The organism is Flavobacterium sp. GQ95 (assembly GCF_059758655.1).
The window spans coordinates 17,421-36,615 of the sequence record NZ_JCAXEB010000004.1; the positions used below are offsets into that span (position 1 = coordinate 17,421).

Below are 19,195 nucleotides of genomic sequence, written 5' to 3' on the forward strand. Positions count from 1 at the left end.
TAAAAAAATTATTTAGCAAAAACTCTTTCAATTCTCTTATCAGGAATAAGCCAGGACATTGCAACAATAAAATAGGCTGCACCGGACACCCATTCGTTGTAAAACGATGCTGCAATTCCAATAGTATATAAAACTGCAGAAGCTTTTCCTTTCAAATCTTTTCCTAAAGCTTTTGCCAGCACAGAATCTTTTCCTTCCACATCTAAAACAGTTTTTTGAAGAATCACGTAAGCAATAGCACAAAGCAGTAAAATACCCCCATAAAATGCCATTGCTGCTTTTGCAAAATTATGTTCACCCATCCAGCCTGTAGCAACGGGTATTAATGACAGCCAGAACAACAAATGCAAATTAGCCCAAAGTATTTTTCCGTTTACTTTTGATAAACCGTGAAGCAAATAATGGTGATTGTTCCAATATATTCCAACATAAATAAAACTCAAAATATAACTTAAAAACTTTGGAATAAGTGGTTTTAAATCGGCAAATTCATGTCCATGAGGTACTTTGATTTCTAAAATCATAATCGTTATGATGATTGCTAAAACACCATCACTAAAAGCCTCAAGTCTGGTTTTGTTCATTTTGTATAAATTTTAAAAAAGGTTTGCCACGGCCCGAGCGATAGCCAACTGGCGAAGCAATTACACTAATTTTTACTATTTTTTTATTCGTAGTTAAATATATTAATTCGTATAAATTAGTGTAATTAGTGGCGAATATTTTTTTTGCCACAGATTAAAAGATTTTCCCAGATTATTAATCTTTCTAATCTGTGCAATCTGTGGCGAATATTTTTAAATTTTACCGTAATACATTGCTTTTACGATACCATCAGAAAGTCCGATTTTTGGAACGTAAATTTGGCGCGCTCCACTCCATTTCATCGCATTTAAGTAAATACGGGTTGCGTGGATAATAACGTCGGCACGGTCAGAGTTTAGTCCTAATTCAGCGATTCTTTGTTCGTACGTCAATGAATTTAAAAAGGCGTACTGTGAATTGATATAAATATATGAAAGCGGTTTTTCCTGTTGTTTCCCCGACATTTTAAACAATTTATTGATGTTTCCACCAGAACCAATCAAGGTTACTTCTTCATAATCTGCAGTATTGGTTTTAATCCATTTTTCGATTTCATCCCAAACGACATCGCAAACCATATCGTTTAACAAGCGAACTGTTCCTGCTTTGAATGATCTCGAATTGATCATTTTTCCGTCAGAGAACAAGGTAAACTCGGTGCTTCCACCGCCCACATCTACAAATAAATAGGTTTCGTCTGTTTTTAATAAATGATGCAAATCTGTAGAAGCAATAATGGCAGCTTCTTTTTTACCATCGATAATTTCGATTTTTATGTCGGCTTTTTTCTTAATCAAAGCGACAACTTCTTTGGCATTATACGCCTCACGCATTGCCGAGGTTGCGAACGCCATATAACGTTCTACTTTATGTACTTTCATCAAAAGGTTGAATGCTTTCATGGCATCGACCATTCGATCTATATTTTCTTCTGAAATTTCACCTACCGTAAAGGCATCTTGTCCCAAACGAATTGGCACACGAACAAGGGAACTTTTATTAAATTGTGGTTCTTTGCCTTCTTGTTCTACAACATTCGATATCAGCAGCCTCATGGCATTTGAACCGATATCTATCGCTGCATATTTTTTTATTTTAATCATGCTCACTTATGATTTGAAATTGATTTTGGTTTTTATTAATTTATTTTCTGCGGAACCTCTTCTAATACCGCAATCTTATTTTGGTAATATTTATAGGTTTCAAGCTGAGCTCTAAATGGGGCATGATGATTTCGAGGCTTGTATTTATTATCTAGTTTATAGGAATGGTATCTTACTTTAACATTCCCTTTCCATGCAATATTAAAATTGTCTATTAGTTCTTTTTTAATTTCTAAATCATAAATCGGGCATGTAACTTCGACTCTTCCGTCGAGATTTCTGGTCATAAAATCGGCCGATGATATATATACTTCGGTTAAACCGGCATTTCCAAAAATATAAACTCTTGAATGCTCCAGGTAATTATCAACGATACTTATAGCTTCGATGTTTTCGCTCATTCCCGGAATTCCCGGAATCAATGAGCAAATTCCTCTCACCTGCAACTGAATTTTTACTCCGGCATTACTTGCTTCGTATAATTTATCGATCATTTTAAAATCAGACAAACTATTCATTTTAAGCTTAATGTGTGTCTTTCTACCAGCGAGAGCGTGCAGAATTTCACGATCTATTAGTTTGATAAATTTGGTTCTTGTATAATGTGGCGATACAATTAAATGTTTGTATCGGTGTACCCTATAATTAATATCAAAGAATTCGAATATTTTAGAAATGTCTTTCAAAATTCCCTGATGGCAGGTAAACAACGTCACATCTGTATAAATTTTCGCCGTTGATTCGTTGAAATTTCCGGTTGAAATAAATCCGTAACGTCTTGTTTTTTCGTCTTCAACTCTTTCAATCACACATATTTTACTGTGTACTTTCAGACCTTTTATACCGAAAATAAGTTCAATACCTTCTGTCTGCATTTGTTCAGCATACGAAATATTCGTCGCCTCATCAAAACGGGCCTGTAGTTCGATTTGAACGGTTACTTTTTTACCATTTTTAGCTGCATTAATCAAAGAACTGATGATCTGCGAATTCTTAGCCAAACGGTACAAAGTAATTTTTATACTTGTTACTTGTGGATCAAGAGCAGCTTCACGCAAAAACTTTGTCAAATAAGAAAATGACTGGTATGGAGCATGAAGTAAATAATCTTTTTTATTGATTTTCTCCAATATACTTCCACCTAAACTTAAGCCAGGAATAGGTAATGGTTCATTTGGTTTATAGAGCAAATCATATCTTCCTAAATTTGGAAAATTCATATAATCACGACGATTATGATATCTTCCTCCCGGGATTATACTATCGGTTTCTACAATTTTCATTTTATCTAAAAAGAAACGTAATGTATCTTCTTCAATCAAATTATCATAAATGAAACGAACAGGTTCCCCTATTCTTCTGTCTTTTACTGAAGTTGCAATTTTTTCGAGCATACTTTTACTCAAATCACTATCGATATCCAACTGGGCATCTCTGGTAATTTTGATCATATGTGCCGAAACGCTCTTATAATCAAAAATATTGAAAATGTTTTTCAGATTATATCGAATTACATCATCAATTAAAATAACATAATGTTTATCATCATGTGATGGCAAGACCACAAATCTATTTATTGTTTTAGGAATTTCGATAACCGCATAACGAACTTCGTCATTTTTATTCATTTCTAACCGAACCGCTAAATATCCTAAAGTATCTTTAAGAATTGGAAACTCGGCCAAATCATTTAAGATAATAGTTACCAATTCCGGACTTAATTTTTGAATAAAAAAGTCTTTTAGAAATCTTTCCTGATCTTGTGTAATTTGGCTTTCGTTGATAATGAATATATTTTCAGCTTCAAGCTCAGCTTCAATATTACCTAAAATACGAAGACTTTCAGATTGTTGCTGAATAACGATTTCTGTAATATCCTTTACTAACTGATGGGCAGAAACGCCGCCTAAATATTTTTCGCCAGAAATTCCCGAAAGACTTAATCTCCGGATTGCGGCATAGCGAACTCTAAAAAATTCATCTAAATTGTTTGAAAAAATTCCAACAAAACGCAACCTGTCTAAAAGTGGTACTGTGTTATCTGCTGCTTCCTGAAGCACTCTTGCATTAAACGCTAACCAACTTTTTTCTCTATCGATATATTTCTGTTCGTACACTTTATTTATTTTAAATCTTTGGGGAAAATTGTTTTATGGGTTTTGCCTTTATTGATGTTATCCCAGCTTTCACTATCAAATTGCAGTGATACAAAACCTGAAGTTGGGACGTTTTCGATAAAAACATCTCCAAATTTATTAACAAAATTTGTAATAGCCTCGTTATGTCCAAAAAGAATAACGCTTTCGAAACTATTATCACATGATTTAATAACCTTTTCGAGCTGTTTATCATCAAAAGTATAAAGATCGTCTTTATAAACGATACTCTCAATAGGGTATGAAATATTTTGGGCAAAAATAAGAGCAGTTTCTGAGGCACGTGCTGCGGTACTACTCCATATGATATAGGTTTTAGGAAGAAATTTTGAAATATTTGTTGATACATCATGCGCATCCAGAATTCCTCTTTTCATCAGAGGTCTGTCAAAGTCTTTTAATGGTGCTTCCCAACTTGATTTTGCATGGCGTATTAAGATTAAATTTTTCATAGGCTGAAGTATTTAGAAACATCAAAAAAGAAGTTCTGAATTATTGAAGTTCTAATTTACAAAAGAAATTTTAATAGTTCTTACTTTTTTATTTCTGTTAACATTTGATCAAAAATTTTAACAAGGAAAAAAAAGTATTGTTTAAATTAAAAAAAACATTCCTTTTTTAAAGTGCATTAACGAGACAACCTACTATCCTGAAATGCAGTTAAAATTTATAACCATTGTGAATATTGTATGTGAAATTTTAATTTACAGCATTACAAACTAAAAAAAGTATTGGAAGAACTTCTGAAGAAAAATGACTACCAATAAATCTTATAGCCTGTCAATTAGAACTTATTTTATAGTAATTAATTATAAATCTTCTGACACTAATGTAATACAATCTAACAAAAGGGATGGCTATCTTTATCTTTCCAAATAAAGACACTTATTATGTACTTCGCTATGAACATCTATTTTGTAGCGAGATACACAATAATTAATAAAAAAAACCTTAAATTTAAAAAAGCGAATGTACCGGTTTTTTATTTTTTGGAAGTTCTATTAATAAAAATCAATAGTAATAATAAATATCTACTATGAGAACAAAATTATTTTCCTTCGTCATGATGTTTGTTACAATTGTAGGTTTTGCACAGCAGGACGCACAATTTACACAATACATGTACAATACGATAAATATTAATCCTGCCTATGCAGGTTCTCGTGGAGCTTTAAGCGTTTTTGGCTTGTACCGCACACAATGGGTAGGACTAGATGGAGCTCCTGAAACTAGTAGTTTTTCAGTCAATACACCAATTAATAATAGTAATATAGGAATTGGAGCTTCGCTATTAAATGATAAGATCGGACCAACAAATGAAAATAATATCTCACTTGATCTTTCTTATACCGTTCAGACATCGGCCAATTTCAAACTTTCTTTTGGTATTAAAGGAACTGCCAATATCTTCAATTTAGATGTGAGCAAACTAAATCCGGAAGATCAGGGAGATCCGCAGTTTCAGGATCTGGACAATAAATTCTCTCCAAATGTGGGAGCCGGGATTTATTGGCATTCTGATAAAGCATATATTGGTTTTTCTGTACCTAATTTTATTGAAACCAACCGATATGATGATAATGATGTTGCGATTTATAAAGATAAAATCAATTATTATTTGATGGCCGGTTATGTATTTGATTTGGATAAATACCAATACATAAAATTCAAACCTGCTATACTTACCAAAATGGTAGAAGGCGCACCACTTCAGGTAGATATATCCGCCAATTTTATGTTTTATGACAAATTTGTAGTCGGTGCTGCTTACAGATGGAGCGCTTCACTTAGTGCTATGGTAGGATTTCAGATCACAGATGGGCTTTATTTAGGTTATGGTTATGATCGTGAAACCACAAACTTAAATAATTATAATTCGGGATCGCATGAAATATTCCTTCGCTATGAATTCTTCAAAAATAATAGTAAAATGACAACTCCACGTTTCTTCTAAAAACTACGATTATGAAAAATTATATACTTCTTTGCCTAATAATTGTAAATGTTTTTTCATTTGACAGTTATGCACAGCAATCAAAAATAAATGCTGTCGATAAAGAGTACGACAGTTACGCTTATATTGATGCCATAAAGACTTACGAGAAGGTAGCAAACAAAGGATATAAGTCTGAAGATATGTTTAAGAAACTTGGGAATTCATACTACTTCAATTCAAATTTTGAAGGAGCTTCAAAGTGGTATGGTGAACTATTTGCCATGCATACTTCTGTCGAACCTGAGTATTATTACAGATACGCACAATCGTTAAAATCTATCGGAGAGATTGATAAGGCCAATAAACTTTTAGGGGAGTTTAATGCGAAAAACAAAACAGATAACAGAGGAAAACTTTATGAGGAAAATGTAAATTACCTTGATCAGATTAAAGCTAATTCAGGGAGATATGACATTGAAAATGCCGGAATCAATTCGAAATATTCTGACTACGGAACCTTTGTTCATGACAACAAAATATATTTTACCTCTGCACGCGATACCGGGAATTTCTCTCAACGAAAACATAAATGGACAGGAGAATATTTTACAAATCTGTATATTGCCGATGTAGATTCTTCAAAAGTCAAAAAATTCAAAACCGATCTGAATACTAAATTTCATGAATCATCACCAGCTTTTACTAAAGATGGAAAAACAGTGTATTTTACAAGAAACAATTATCTTAACGGAAAAAAAGGAAAAGATGTAGAAAAAACTACCTTAATTAAAATATACAAAGCCACGCTTGAAAATGGAAAATGGACTAATATTACCGCAGTACCATTTGCCAGCGATAATTACAGTACCGCACATCCGGCATTTAGTCCCGATGAAAAAACCTTGTATTTTGCATCTGATATGCCCGGAACGTTAGGCCAATCTGATATTTACAAAATAAGTATTAACAGCGATGGTAGTTATGGTACGCCTATAAACCTGGGTAAAACCATTAATACGGAAGGAAAGGAAACATTTCCGTATATAACCGATGAAAACGAAATCTATTTTGCTTCAGACGGACGTCCGGGACTTGGAGGATTGGATGTTTTTGCAGGAAAAATCGAAAAAGATGGAACTATAAGTGACATTCAGAATCTTGGAGCCGATATTAATTCACCTAAAGACGATTTCGCTTATGTTATTGATCCGGTTTCCCGAAAAGGATATTTTAGCTCTAATAAAGAAGGAGGACAAGGATCTGATGATATTTATAAGTTTGTAGAGAACAAAGCATTAAGATGCATACAGGAATTAAGCGGTACAATAACCGATTCTGAAACGGCTGTTATTTTATCTGGAGCAAAAGTTTCACTTTACGATAATATGGTAGTAAAAAACACCACAATTGCTGACGTTAATGGGCTTTATAAGATCCCGGTTGATTGTAGCAAAACCTATAATGTGAGAGCTGAAAAAGAAGACTATGCAACCAGAGAAATTAGCATAACAATTGGAAAACTGTCAGGGAAAACAAGCTTGCCAATTGCTTTGGACCCTACAACTTGTAAAGTAACAATTGGTGATGATTTAGGAAAATGCTTTAAAATAAAAATAATTTATTTTGATTTGGATAAATCTAACATTAGAACAGAAGCAGCCATTGATTTAGAAAAAATATTGGCTGTCTTAAATGAAAACCCAGGCATGAAACTCGATATTCGTTCACATACTGATAGTCGAGCCACCTTTAAATACAACGAAGCACTATCTGACAGAAGAGCGAAATCTACTATAGAATGGCTGATTAAAAATGGTGTCGCCGCCAACAGATTAACCGGTAAAGGCTATGGTGAAACACAGCTTGTAAATAAATGTGCCGATGATGTACCGTGTACAGAAGCAGAACATCAGGAAAACAGACGAAGCGAATTTATCATTACTGCATTGTAATTAATTAAGATTTTCATACCTATTTAAAAAGCTGTCTTTTTGAGACAACTTAAAAAAAAACCGCTGTAACCCCGTAAAGGGCTACAACGATCACTAAAAAACCAACCAGTTTTAAATTATCTTAAATTTTAACAAATATATTAGTATAGTATTTATCACCTGTTGCAGCATCCGTACTTACAGATAATCCGAAGTGGGTAAAATTACCTTTGATATTTTCTTTGTGTCGCGGGCTCTCCAGCCAGGCTTTCACTACAGCTTCAGGAGTTTTTTGTTTTCGAGCTACATTTTCACCAACCTTTTTAGCACCAATTAATTGCATGATATTTCGAGATCTCGCACTAAAACCATCATGATTTAAAACATGATTAGCAATCATGTACTTATTATGTTCCTGACATTTATAAGAGATATAATTATTTTTTTGCAATGCATTTAAACCAATTCGCACACGATAATCGTTTATTAATTTCATGATTTCTAACTCTGAATTATTGTAAGTATAATTCGTAACCGGAGCTGTTGTCGGAGTACTGCTTTCTGTTTCTTTGGCAATATTAGCAGAGCATGAGTTCATTGCAATAAAAATTGCAATGAACAGCATGGTGTGCATAATTTTCGTCTTCATAGTCATCAGCAGTTTACGCAAGCTTAAAGTAAATGTTGGGGCAAATCCTTTAAATTTTTATTTAAATTAAATCGTTTTTTTCTTACACCAAACATATTTAATTTATCGGTAAACTACAAAAATAATCGATGAACTACATGTTAATTTTTAATATCAATATAATTTTCTTACAACTAAGAAGATAATCGTTCAATTTTCCATGAATAATCAGATTGACTTTGATATCTAATCCTGTCATGTAATCTATTTGGCCTTCCCTGCCAAAATTCTACTTCTAATGGAGTTACTAAAAATCCACCCCAATTTTCAGGTCTCGGAATTGGTTTTCCTTCAAATTCTGCTTCCAGTTTTTTAAGATTTTCTTCTAAAAAAGTTCTCGACGGAATCACTTCACTTTGATTCGAAACAATAGCGCCTAATTTACTTCCGTCAGGACGTGAATCAAAATAACCATCAGAAATGTTTTCAGAAGTTTTCTGTGCAATTCCTTTAATGATCACCTGACGTTCCATTTCCTGCCAGAAAAAAGACAGGCAAACATGAGGATTCGCTTCAATTGCCTTTCCTTTTTCCGAATTATAATTGGTATAAAATATAAAACCTTCTTCAGAGAATTTCTTTAATAAAACTACTCTGGATTTTGGAAAACCATCCAAACCAATCGTTGAAACAGTCATGGCGTTTACTTCTCCGCTTGCACCGAAATCTTCCACTTCATGAAACCATCGGTTAAAAAGATTAATTGGATCTTCCGGAATATTGCTTTCTAATAATTCGCTCTTCTCGTAAGATTTTCTATAATTGCTTAAATCGTTCATTTTTTTAGACTTCTTAGATTGTTAGATTTTTAGACTTCTTAGACTTAGATTAGAATTATAGCTCTTTAACTAGTTCAGAAATAACTCATAATTCATAATTCATAATTTACCACTCGAAACTTCTTCCGTCATCTGCCAGAAGCACATTTGGAAAAATAGCTTCTGCTTGTTCTTTAAAAGAATCTATTCCATCATATCGTGTTGAATAATGGCCTAAAACCAATTGCTTTGCATTTGCTTTCAAAGCTATTGTTGCCGCTTCTTTGGCGGTTGAATGTAATGTTTTTAGTGCCAAAGGCGCTTCTGACTCTAAAAAGGTAGATTCGTGATATAAGACATCTACATTTTCAATAATCGGAATTATGGCTTCATTATAAACCGTATCAGAACAAAAAGCATAACTCATTGACGGAATCGGGTCAAAAGATAATTTGGCGTTTTCAATTACGGTTCCGTTATCAAGAGTCACATCGCCACCGCCTTTTATTTTTTGATAATAGGCTGTGTGAATATTATAATGCTGAACAGCTTCTACATTTAATTTTCTGTCTCCGGGTTTTTCCTGAAATAGAAATCCATTAGTGTATACACGATGTTTGAGCGGAATCGTTTTTACAATTACTTTTTGATCTTCAAAAATCACTTCACTTTCCTTCGACTCTAATTCGTGAAAAAACAAACTATAAGTAGTCCAGGATTCTGTTAGTTTTAATTGAAGAAGAATTAATTCTTTTATTCCTTTTGGTCCGTAAACATGTAAATCGGTCGTTCTTCCTAAAAGGGAGAACGTTGAAATTGTCCCAATTAATCCGTACAAATGATCTCCATGCAAATGCGATATAAAAATGTGATTAATTTTTGAGAATTTAATCTTGTTCTTGCGCAATTGAACCTGAGTCCCCTCGCCACAATCAATCAAAAACAATCTGTTTTTAATTTCTAAAACCTGCGAAGTCGGGTTTGTAATGGTTCTGGGAGTTGCGGCATAACAGCCAAGTATGGTTAATTTCATTTTAGATTTTAGAATTTAGATTGCAGATTTTAGATTAAAAAAACATTTTAGATTCAGTATTAAAAAAATCTAAAATCTAAAATCAGAAATCTAAAATTAAAACCCGAGGTCTCTTTCAATTTCTTCCATTTCGATAATATCGTGTGCTTCCAAAAGAGAAGGAACAACCACTAATTTATCAGAAATTGAGTTGAAATCAAGATCAGAAACTACAATTACAAATGACTTCTTTGCTTTTTTTTGTTGTTTAGAAAGCGGTAAAAAAAGTTTTAAATCGCTTTCAGACAAATTAGAATCTGCTGATAAATCGATTATAATATTCTGTTTTTCAAAGGTTTTAAATTGTTGCGTCACTTTCTCCAAAAAAGAATTAAAATCTCCCTGGGTGTCTTTAATCGTAACGGTATGTCCTTTTTGATCTACTTTCATTTTACTAAGGTACGAAGTTTTTTTTATTGTTGTTTCCGGTTTCAGTCGCAGTCTCAGTATTCAGTCTCAGCTAAAACTGAAAACTGCGACTGCGACTGTAAACTAAAATTTTACTGAATTTTAGAAGCTAAAAGATAAATAACCGCCATTCTTATCGCTACTCCATTCTCCACCTGATTCAGGATTACAGAATGATCTGAGTCCGCTACTTCAGAAGTAATCTCTACTCCCCTGTTGATTGGTCCCGGGTGCATGATGACGATTTCTTTTTCAAGAGAATCCAATAAAGGTTTATCTACTCCGTATTGCTGTGCGTATTCTCTTGTTGAAGGGAAAAAGTTCACATCCATACGTTCGTTTTGTACACGAAGCATGTTGGCAACATCGCACCATTCTAATGCTTTTCGTAAATTCGGCTCGACCGTAACACCAAGCGATTCGATATATCTCGGAATCAAGGTTTTTGGTCCGCACACTTTTACTTCTGCGCCTTGCATTTTCAAAGCATATATGTTGGACAAGGCAACTCTCGAATGCAGAATATCGCCTACAATAACCACTTTTTTTCCGGCAACATCGCCTAGTTTTTCTCTTATCGAATAACTATCTAACAACGCCTGAGTTGGATGTTCGTGCGCACCGTCGCCAGCGTTTACGATACTTGCTTTGACATTTTTAGATAAAAAATAAGCCGCTCCGGGGTTGGAGTGGCGCATTACAACCATATCAACTTTCATCGAAAGTATATTGTTAACCGTATCAATAAGTGTTTCTCCTTTTTTAACTGAAGACTGAGCCGCAGAAAAACTAATTACATCTGCCGATAATCTCTTTTGGGCTAACTCAAACGAAAGTTTGGTTCTGGTACTGTTTTCGAAGAAAATGTTAGCAATGGTGATATCTCGTAATGAAGGAACTTTTTTAATTGGTCGGTTAATGACTTCTTTAAAATGATCTGCCGTTTCAAAAATTAGGTTAATATCATTCTCGTTGATGTATTTAATTCCTAATAAATGATTTACGCTTAATTCTTTCATTTTTTATTGTTTAATTTTATTTGTCAAATTCTTTAAGAGCAGTTCCGTTTATTGAATCATTCGCTCTATAACCTCGCCATAATCCTGCAAATCTCTTCCGTCTTCATCAAAAATATGCTGCCATCTAAAACCCGGAATTTCTATTTTTGTTCTTGCCGATGGACTCCACTTTATTTGAAAACCGTTGTTTCTTAAAACTTCGGCCACTTTTTTTCCGACTTCCATTGTTACTGCATCATCAGAATTATCTACTTTTTGAAAAGCGATAAACAAACCCGGATCTTCTACTGCAACAGCTCTGGCCAAATCTTGCTGATGATAAAAACAATAACCATCAGACCAGACTTCGTTTTCCTGCAGCTCTCTTTCTACCTCCACTACTTCATATTCGCCCTCTGTTGTGGTATAACCTGCATTGTGAAGCGCAACGATGTTTTCATCGGCCAATTCATCAAACGCTTTTATTAGTCTTTCCGTATCTGTTGGATTTTTCCATTGTTTACTTTCTGCAAGTAACTTTTGGTATTCTTCTTTTATGGTGTCAAAAGCCCACTCTTCTGAAATTTCGTCTTCAAATTCGTTGTCTTCAATTTCTTCTATGATGTTCTCTTTGATCTCATCAATAGAAAGAAATCCCATTCTAACCTGATTAAAAATTGATTCATAAATAAACGTTTCGTTTTCTGTCATTATTATATTTTTCAATTTTTAAAGATTCCAATTAATTCGTAATCAGGTAAACGGCATCTTCGCCTTCGTTTTCTTTCCAGCTTACCTTTACTTTTTCATTATTTATGGCATCTACCTGACGGCCACGATAATCTGGCTGAATAGGTAAATTACGACTAAAACGTCTGTCGATTAACACTAACAATTCGATTTCTGACGGTCTCCCGAAAGATTGAATTGCTGTTAAGGCAGAACGAATGCTTCGTCCGGTAAACAAAACGTCATCGATAAAAATGACTTTTTTGTTTTCGACTATAAAATTTATTTGTGTTTTGTTGGCTTCAAGCGGTTTATCAGTACGACGAAAATCATCTCTAAAAAAAGTGATGTCTAAATATCCTAAAGAAATTTCAGGAGTCTGGTATTCGTTTTCTAATATTTGTTTTAAACGTTCAGCTAAAAAAACGCCTCTTGGCTGAATCCCGACTAAAATAGTATCGGAGAAGTCAAGATGTTTTTCGATTAACTGACAAGCCAAACGATGGAGTATGATAGTAACTTCTTTTGAATTAAGTAATACTTTTTGGCTCATAATTAAGTGTGATGTTTGGTTGGGCAAATATACGAAATCAGAATTTATTTGTTGGGGTGTTGTGGATGGAAATATTTTTTTTTGATTTGGCAAAGATTTTAGATTTGAAAATTTGTCTTTTGAAAATTTCTCGAATTTCTTTTTTAGAAAATTAAATCTTACATTTTAACTGTAGTTTTATTATAAAAATATATTTTAGCACAATATAACAATCTGACAACACTAAAATAACATTTCTTAATAGAGAAAGTTTAAAATGAAGATATTTCATAATTTATAAGTTAGATAAAATTAAATTCAAATAAATTATGATAATTAAAGAAATACAAATACTTACTGAAGGTTTATGGGAAGGCGCTAAAACTAATTTAGTATTCTTTTCCTCTATACAAACTTTTATAAAAAATTTATCTGAATTAGACTTTAGTAATGAAGATGCTTTTGAAGAAGCTGAGTTATATATTGGAAAAATTCAAGATTTTTTTTATTTATATAGAAATGATGGATCAGATATGTTTTACACCGAACCTCATTTAATTTCTACTAATAAGGAATCTGTATACCAAATTCAACAGTTAATTAGCAAAGCAAAATCATTAAATGAAATTCAACTAAAAAAAGAAATAGAAAGTTTAAAAATAAAAAAGAAGGTAAAGACTAAGGGTGAAGGTAAAATATTTATTGGACACGGTAGGAGTAAACTCTGGGCCCGGCTTCAATTTTTTTTTAAAGATGATTTAAAAGTGAATACATTAGCTTTTGAAGACGAATCTAGAACTGGAGAAACAATAATTAATATCTTAGATAATTTTTTAAATGACTCTTCATTTGCAATATTAATTATGACTGCCGAAGATGAAACAGCTTTAGGAACATCTAGAGCAAGACAAAATGTTATTCACGAAGCGGGGCTTTTTCAAGGAAGGTTAGGTTTTGATAAAGTAATTATCTTAAAGCAAGATGGTGTAGAAGAATTCTCAAATATTGCTGGATTACAATATGTCCCTTTTATGGGAGACAATATTGAACAATGTTTTTATGAAATTCAACGTAAATTAAAAAAATTAGGTCTTATTAAGTAAGTATTTTATTGGGTATGTTAAAACTTAAAAATCAGATAGCGGAATTCTTTCCATGCCAGTAAAAATTTTAGCTTTAAAAATTACATAAAACCAACATTTTTTACAATGAAAAAATTATTGTTTTTAATTTTATCACTTTCCTTTAATGCGTATTCTCAAGATAGCTTAAGATTTAAAAACGTATATATTGAAAAGGAACTATGTTACCAAATTGAAACAGGTAAATTGTTTACTGGAAAAGTACAAAGTTACAAACACAAAAACCATCTAGTTTTCGAAAACAATTATATCGATGGCCAATTAATAAAATATACCGAATATTTTAATGGTAAAAAAAGAAAAATAGCAGAAGAAATTTTTTATGACAATCATCGTTTGAAAGAAAAAAGAATTAGATACGAATATTCAATTGATTTTAAATGGACAACATATTACAACGCTAAAAACGAAAAAACTTTAGAGGAAGATTTTAAAGATGGTGTACTAGTGTACAGATGTGAATATCTGAATAATAAGAAAAATGGAATATTATTTTCTATAAATGATAAAGGAGAAAAAACAGAATGTAAATATGAAAATGGAAAGTTTATAAAATGATGAAAGCGAGTTACAATCTACACATATAAAATTGCTGCTCCTTAACCTACATAAAATACACATTATCAATAAATCAAATAAAAAAATATTTCCTTTTTTTTATATTTGATATAAACAAATAAAACACCAAACATCATGAGAAAAATAATCGTCATAACCATGATTACAATCGATGGCGTAATGCAAGCGCCTGGTGGTCCTGAAGAAGATACTTCGGGCGGTTTTGAATATGGAGGCTGGGTGGCGCCTTTTGGAGATGAAGAATATGGCAATGTCATGCAAAAACAAATGAAACCGGCAGATATTCTTTTAGGCAGAAAAACATTTGATATTTTCGAGGATTATTGGCCCAAACATGCAGAAGGCTGGCCGGGAATTAATGAAGTTACCAAATACGTTTTGTCGTCCAACAGAAAAAGCTCTGACTGGGAAAATACGGAATTTCTTTCCACTATAGGAGAAATCAAAAACCTTAAAAATTCAGAAGGCGGAGACATTAAAGTTTGGGGAAGTGCGACACTTGTTCAGCTTTTGCTTCAACATGATTTAGTCGATGAACTTGGACTCTTAATTTATCCTATAATTTTGGGCAAAGGAAAAAAACTATTCGATGATAGTTCAACTCCGTCAGGATTTGCTTTAATTGAAAGTACGGTTACGCCAAGCGGTGTGATTGCGGTAAGTTACAGACGTGGTGGAGATGTTGAGACCGGAACAATTGGAGAATAAGAAAATCAACAGCATATCAGTCCCAGCGGGACGTCATATTTATAGAACTAAATAAGTCGAATTCAAAAAAGCCCCATCGGGGTGATATTTCACTACCACAATAAAACGATATGTCGCTCCGCTGGAGCTTTTTCTCTCTTACGAAAATTAATTATCTATAAACATTATGCTCCGCTGGAGCTTTCTAATTTGAGATCAGAAGATAAAAAAGTTTATGAAAGAAAACCTTAAACAGTATATAGCGGAACCTAAAAACATATTTCTCATAGACGCTTTTGGTGCGATACTTACGGCTTTTTTACTTTTTTTCGTTCTCAGAACTTTCAATACCTTCTTTGGTTTATCTAAAACCACTTTGGAATATCTTTCTTTTTTGGCGCTGATATTTTCGATCTATTCCTTTTTTTGCTTCTTTCTATTAAATAACAATTGGAAATCGTATTTAAAAATAATCTGCATTGCCAACGTATTGTATTGCCTTTTGACTTTTGCAATTATATTGTATTATTATCAAAGTATTTCAGTGTTTGGTATCGCTTATTTTCTAGGTGAAATATTAGTTATAGCCGGACTTGTCTTCTTAGAAATCACAACAATAAGAGACAAGAATCTATTTAAAAATTAATCATTTCTGAAGATATTTTCAATAATAAAATGAAAAGTACTATTTCGCTCCTCCGGAGCTTTCTCAGTTACGCATAATTAATTAGCTATAAACATTATGCTCCGCTGGAGCTTTTAAAAAGATGCTTAAATATTTACTATTTGTACTATAAATCATCAAATATTGGAACTTTTCAACCAAATTATATAAAACATTTTTTCGCTGTTTGAAGTAATTTTATTCTACGGTAATTAGAATACTAAATTCTTTTTAAAACAATTAAAACAGCAAAATCATGCAAAAGAACATTACACGTTTGTTAATGGTATTCGTAATACTATTTTCATTTACAAGTTGCGAAGTTATTGGAGACATTTTTAAAGCCGGAATGGGATTCGGAATCTTTATCGTAATCTTTATTGTTGCGATCATTATCTGGATTTTCGCCAAGCTTTTCAGAAAATAAAAACATAAAAAAATCCCGATCGCAAAACGATCGGGATTTCTTTTTTATAGTCAGTTACACTATTACAAATTGTACATTTTCTTTCTTAATTCCTGAATTTTTTCATCATCAAGATATTCGTCAAACGTCATGTAACGGTCAATTGCTCCGTTTGGTGTCAACTCCACTACTCTATTACCAACAGTTTGTGCAAACTCGTGGTCATGCGTTGTAAAAATTACAGAACCCTTAAAGTTTTTCAATGAGTTGTTAAAAGCGGTAATCGACTCCAAATCTAAGTGATTCGTTGGTTCGTCAAGCATTAAAATATTGGCACGCTCCATCATCATTCTCGACAACATACAACGTACTTTTTCACCTCCTGATAATACACGGCTTGTTTTCAATGCTTCTTCTCCAGAGAAAATCATTTTCCCTAAGAAACCTCTAATAAAAACCTCATCGCGCTCTTCTTCTGTTTTTGCATATTGACGTAACCAATCTACCAAAGTCAAATCATTTTCAAAGAAAGAATGATTTTCAGCTGGCAAATAAGCTTGGTTTGTAGTAATTCCCCAATCAAAAGTTCCTGCGTCAGCTTGCTGGTTTCCGTTTAATATTTCGTAGAAAGCGGTTGTAGCACGTGAATCTTTAGAGAACAGCACGATTTTATCGCCTTTTGCCATATTCAAATGAACACCTTTAAACAAAAGATCTCCTTCTACAGAAGCTTCTAAATTTTCAACGTTCAAAATCTGATCTCCTGCTTCACGATCCTGATCAAAAATAATCGCAGGATAACGACGGCTTGAAGGTTTGATATCTGAAATATTCAATTTAGAAATCATTTTTTTACGAGAAGTTGCTTGTTTAGACTTTGCAACGTTCGCACTAAAACGACGAATAAATTCTTCAAGTTCCTGTTTCTTTTCTTCTGCTTTTTTGTTTTGCTGTGCACGTTGTTTCGCCGCTAATTGACTAGACTCGTACCAGAACGTATAGTTTCCTGAATAGTGATTGATTTTTCCGAAATCAATATCAGAAATATGTGTACAAACCGAATCTAAAAAGTGACGGTCGTGAGATACTACAATTACAGTATTTTCATAATTGGCTAAGAAATTCTCTAACCAGGCGATTGTTTCGAAATCCAAATCGTTGGTAGGCTCATCCATAATAAGCAAATCCGGGTTTCCAAAAAGCGCCTGCGCCAAAAGCACACGAACTTTAATTTTTCCCTCTAGATCGCCCATTAAAGTATAATGGTGTTCTTCGTTGATTCCTAAGTTAGACAACATTGACGCAGCGTCAGAATCTGCATTCCATCCGTTCATTTCTTCAAACTGAACCTGAAGCTCTCCAATTCTGTCAGCGTTTTTGTCGTTGTAGTCTAAATAAAGTTCATCCATTTCTTTTTTAACAGCGTACAAAACTTTATTCCCCATCAAAACAGTTTCCAAAACGGTATGTTCATCGAACATGTTGTGATTTTGGTTCAAAACCGACATACGTTTTCCCGGCTCTAAATGAATGTGGCCAGAAGTTGGGTCGATATCACCCGAAATGATTTTTAGAAAAGTAGATTTTCCAGCACCATTGGCTCCAATAACGCCGTAAATATTTCCGTGAGTGAAAGTGGTATTTACTTCGTCAAACAAAATTCGTTTGCCAAATTGAACTGATAAATTATTGACTGTTAACATGAATGTCTTTTTAATTAATTTTGTGCAAAATTACGAAAAAAGGTTCAGTGGTGCAAGTGAACTTAGTGGCTATGTTTTTTTATTGTTGGTGCTTATTTTTTCACCATATAAGTCATATAAGTTCATTTAAACTAAGCTTGTGATTGTATTAGCTATATCAAAATCATATAAGCTTTATGACTATTTTAAGCTAGCCTTACATTTCTTATATTACTTATATGGTTTAAAAAACTACAGTTTACTTTCTTTTGCCAACGCAACTTCCAGACTTTCAAAATTAGGCAGCACTTTTGCAATTAAACCTTCTTTATTTAGAATGAAATGGCTTGGAAAAGCATTTAAATTCAATGTTTCGTTCATGTAGATTTTCATGTCCGGAATTACAGCATAGGACAACGGTTTTCTTGCTAAAAATGTTTTTAATTGTTCTGGCGAATCTTCGGCTAAGCTTATAAAAAGAATGTCTTTTCTGTCTTTATATTCTGCTGCTAAACGGTTTACTTGTGGAAATTCTCTTATACAGGGCGTGCAGTGAATGTACCAGCATTTTACGACAATAATTTTTCCTTTCATGGTTTCGTTTGAAGCTTCATTTCCGTTTAAATCTTTAAATGAAAATTTAGGAAATGGAGTTCCTTCCATTTTATAGTTTTTAAGCGCATCAAAACCTATTTGATTGATCGTGGCTTTTATACTTGAATCGGAATTTAGGTCAATTTTGAACAGTTTATAATAATAGATTTTATCATCTGATTTTAATCGGATTGGGATAAAATTTCCATTTGCCAATTCGTTTAAAAATGATTCTTTTGAAATTTCTTTTGAGAAAGGATCAAGTGCCACAAAATCTCTGGAAAGCATGATATTTTTGCTTTGATAGGCTGACCATTGGCTGAAGTTTTTTTGAATTTGAATTGGGTCAACTTCCGGATTTCCGTATTTAGTTTGAGCTGAAGAAATGGTGAATATCAGGAGTGCTATTATTAAGCTAATTGATTTTTGCATGAGATTTTAATTGGCATTCAAAAGTACTTAAAAAATTTAATGTAGTTGCTGATGATTTAACCGCAAGGAGCGCAAGGAGTTTACGCAAAGGTCGCTAAGTTTTTATTCTCATT

General features: G+C 33.0%; 19 protein-coding genes. 6 read left to right on the forward strand and 13 right to left on the reverse strand.

Annotated elements, in window-relative coordinates; translation table 11 throughout:
• Positions 1-8 precede the first annotated feature (8 nt).
• The 4 genes from AC6CH4_RS09610 to AC6CH4_RS09625 form a co-directional block, all read right to left on the reverse strand.
• Positions 9-584, reverse strand: coding sequence for a TMEM175 family protein (locus AC6CH4_RS09610; RefSeq protein ID WP_498102383.1), 576 nt, complete (start codon positions 582-584; stop codon positions 9-11).
• A 213-nt stretch (positions 585-797) separates the two neighbouring features.
• On the reverse strand, positions 798-1,688 hold the full coding sequence (locus tag AC6CH4_RS09615; protein ID WP_056194448.1) for a Ppx/GppA phosphatase family protein: 891 nt from the start codon (positions 1,686-1,688) through the stop codon (positions 798-800).
• A gap of 35 nt (positions 1,689-1,723) precedes the next feature.
• The gene (ppk1, locus tag AC6CH4_RS09620; RefSeq protein WP_498102385.1) at positions 1,724-3,805 is read right to left on the reverse strand and encodes a polyphosphate kinase 1; all 2,082 of its coding nucleotides are present in this window, start codon (positions 3,803-3,805) and stop codon (positions 1,724-1,726) included.
• 5 nt (positions 3,806-3,810) lie between these two features.
• Entirely contained in the window at positions 3,811-4,296 is a 486-nt protein-coding gene (locus tag AC6CH4_RS09625) for a SixA phosphatase family protein (protein ID WP_498102387.1), read from the reverse strand.
• A gap of 584 nt (positions 4,297-4,880) precedes the next feature.
• Here AC6CH4_RS09625 and AC6CH4_RS09630 point away from each other — a divergent pair.
• Together AC6CH4_RS09630 and AC6CH4_RS09635 are read left to right on the forward strand one after the other, a co-directional pair.
• On the forward strand, positions 4,881-5,798 hold the full coding sequence (locus AC6CH4_RS09630; RefSeq protein WP_498102389.1) for a PorP/SprF family type IX secretion system membrane protein: 918 nt from the start codon (positions 4,881-4,883) through the stop codon (positions 5,796-5,798).
• An 11-nt stretch (positions 5,799-5,809) separates the two neighbouring features.
• On the forward strand, positions 5,810-7,732 hold the full coding sequence (locus AC6CH4_RS09635; RefSeq protein WP_498102391.1) for an OmpA family protein: 1,923 nt from the start codon (positions 5,810-5,812) through the stop codon (positions 7,730-7,732).
• 121 nt (positions 7,733-7,853) lie between these two features.
• Here AC6CH4_RS09635 and AC6CH4_RS09640 read toward each other — a convergent pair whose 3' ends face one another.
• The 7 genes from AC6CH4_RS09640 to pyrR form a co-directional block, all read right to left on the reverse strand.
• A complete protein-coding gene (locus AC6CH4_RS09640; RefSeq protein WP_498102393.1) occupies positions 7,854-8,360 on the reverse strand; it encodes a CAP domain-containing protein in 507 nt (168 codons plus the stop codon).
• Positions 8,361-8,533: 173 nt separating this feature from the next.
• Positions 8,534-9,178 carry a pyridoxamine 5'-phosphate oxidase gene (gene pdxH / locus AC6CH4_RS09645; RefSeq protein ID WP_498102395.1) on the reverse strand — a complete coding sequence of 215 codons (645 nt, stop codon included), beginning with the start codon at positions 9,176-9,178 and terminating at the stop codon, positions 8,534-8,536.
• Between the two features lie 106 nt (positions 9,179-9,284).
• Positions 9,285-10,190: a ribonuclease Z gene (locus AC6CH4_RS09650; protein ID WP_498102397.1), complete on the reverse strand. Its 906-nt coding sequence runs from the start codon at positions 10,188-10,190 to the stop codon at positions 9,285-9,287.
• A 96-nt stretch (positions 10,191-10,286) separates the two neighbouring features.
• Positions 10,287-10,619: a ribonuclease Z gene (locus AC6CH4_RS09655; RefSeq protein ID WP_498102399.1), complete on the reverse strand. Its 333-nt coding sequence runs from the start codon at positions 10,617-10,619 to the stop codon at positions 10,287-10,289.
• 110 nt (positions 10,620-10,729) lie between these two features.
• The gene (locus tag AC6CH4_RS09660; protein WP_498102401.1) at positions 10,730-11,656 is read right to left on the reverse strand and encodes an aspartate carbamoyltransferase catalytic subunit; all 927 of its coding nucleotides are present in this window, start codon (positions 11,654-11,656) and stop codon (positions 10,730-10,732) included.
• A 48-nt stretch (positions 11,657-11,704) separates the two neighbouring features.
• Positions 11,705-12,346: a DUF6891 domain-containing protein gene (locus AC6CH4_RS09665; RefSeq protein ID WP_498102403.1), complete on the reverse strand. Its 642-nt coding sequence runs from the start codon at positions 12,344-12,346 to the stop codon at positions 11,705-11,707.
• A gap of 31 nt (positions 12,347-12,377) precedes the next feature.
• On the reverse strand, positions 12,378-12,917 hold the full coding sequence (gene pyrR / locus AC6CH4_RS09670) for a bifunctional pyr operon transcriptional regulator/uracil phosphoribosyltransferase PyrR (RefSeq protein ID WP_498102405.1): 540 nt from the start codon (positions 12,915-12,917) through the stop codon (positions 12,378-12,380).
• Positions 12,918-13,225: 308 nt separating this feature from the next.
• On the opposite strand from pyrR, the gene AC6CH4_RS09675 reads away from it, so the two are divergent.
• The 4 genes from AC6CH4_RS09675 to AC6CH4_RS09690 all read left to right on the forward strand — a co-directional run bounded on the left by AC6CH4_RS09675 (position 13,226) and on the right by AC6CH4_RS09690 (position 16,395).
• On the forward strand, positions 13,226-13,999 hold the full coding sequence (locus AC6CH4_RS09675) for a TIR domain-containing protein (RefSeq protein ID WP_498102407.1): 774 nt from the start codon (positions 13,226-13,228) through the stop codon (positions 13,997-13,999).
• Positions 14,000-14,104: 105 nt separating this feature from the next.
• Positions 14,105-14,596 (forward strand): hypothetical protein, encoded by a 492-nt coding sequence (locus AC6CH4_RS09680; protein WP_498102409.1) that lies wholly within the window; start codon positions 14,105-14,107, stop codon positions 14,594-14,596.
• A 135-nt stretch (positions 14,597-14,731) separates the two neighbouring features.
• Positions 14,732-15,325 (forward strand): dihydrofolate reductase family protein, encoded by a 594-nt coding sequence (locus tag AC6CH4_RS09685; protein WP_498102411.1) that lies wholly within the window; start codon positions 14,732-14,734, stop codon positions 15,323-15,325.
• A gap of 899 nt (positions 15,326-16,224) precedes the next feature.
• Positions 16,225-16,395 carry a hypothetical protein gene (locus tag AC6CH4_RS09690; protein ID WP_498102413.1) on the forward strand — a complete coding sequence of 57 codons (171 nt, stop codon included), beginning with the start codon at positions 16,225-16,227 and terminating at the stop codon, positions 16,393-16,395.
• Between the two features lie 62 nt (positions 16,396-16,457).
• On the opposite strand, the gene AC6CH4_RS09695 is transcribed toward AC6CH4_RS09690, so the two are convergent.
• Together AC6CH4_RS09695 and AC6CH4_RS09700 are read right to left on the reverse strand one after the other, a co-directional pair.
• Positions 16,458-18,077 carry an ABC-F family ATP-binding cassette domain-containing protein gene (locus AC6CH4_RS09695; RefSeq protein ID WP_498102415.1) on the reverse strand — a complete coding sequence of 540 codons (1,620 nt, stop codon included), beginning with the start codon at positions 18,075-18,077 and terminating at the stop codon, positions 16,458-16,460.
• A gap of 231 nt (positions 18,078-18,308) precedes the next feature.
• Positions 18,309-19,082, reverse strand: coding sequence for a TlpA family protein disulfide reductase (locus AC6CH4_RS09700; RefSeq protein ID WP_498102417.1), 774 nt, complete (start codon positions 19,080-19,082; stop codon positions 18,309-18,311).
• Positions 19,083-19,195 lie beyond the last annotated feature (113 nt).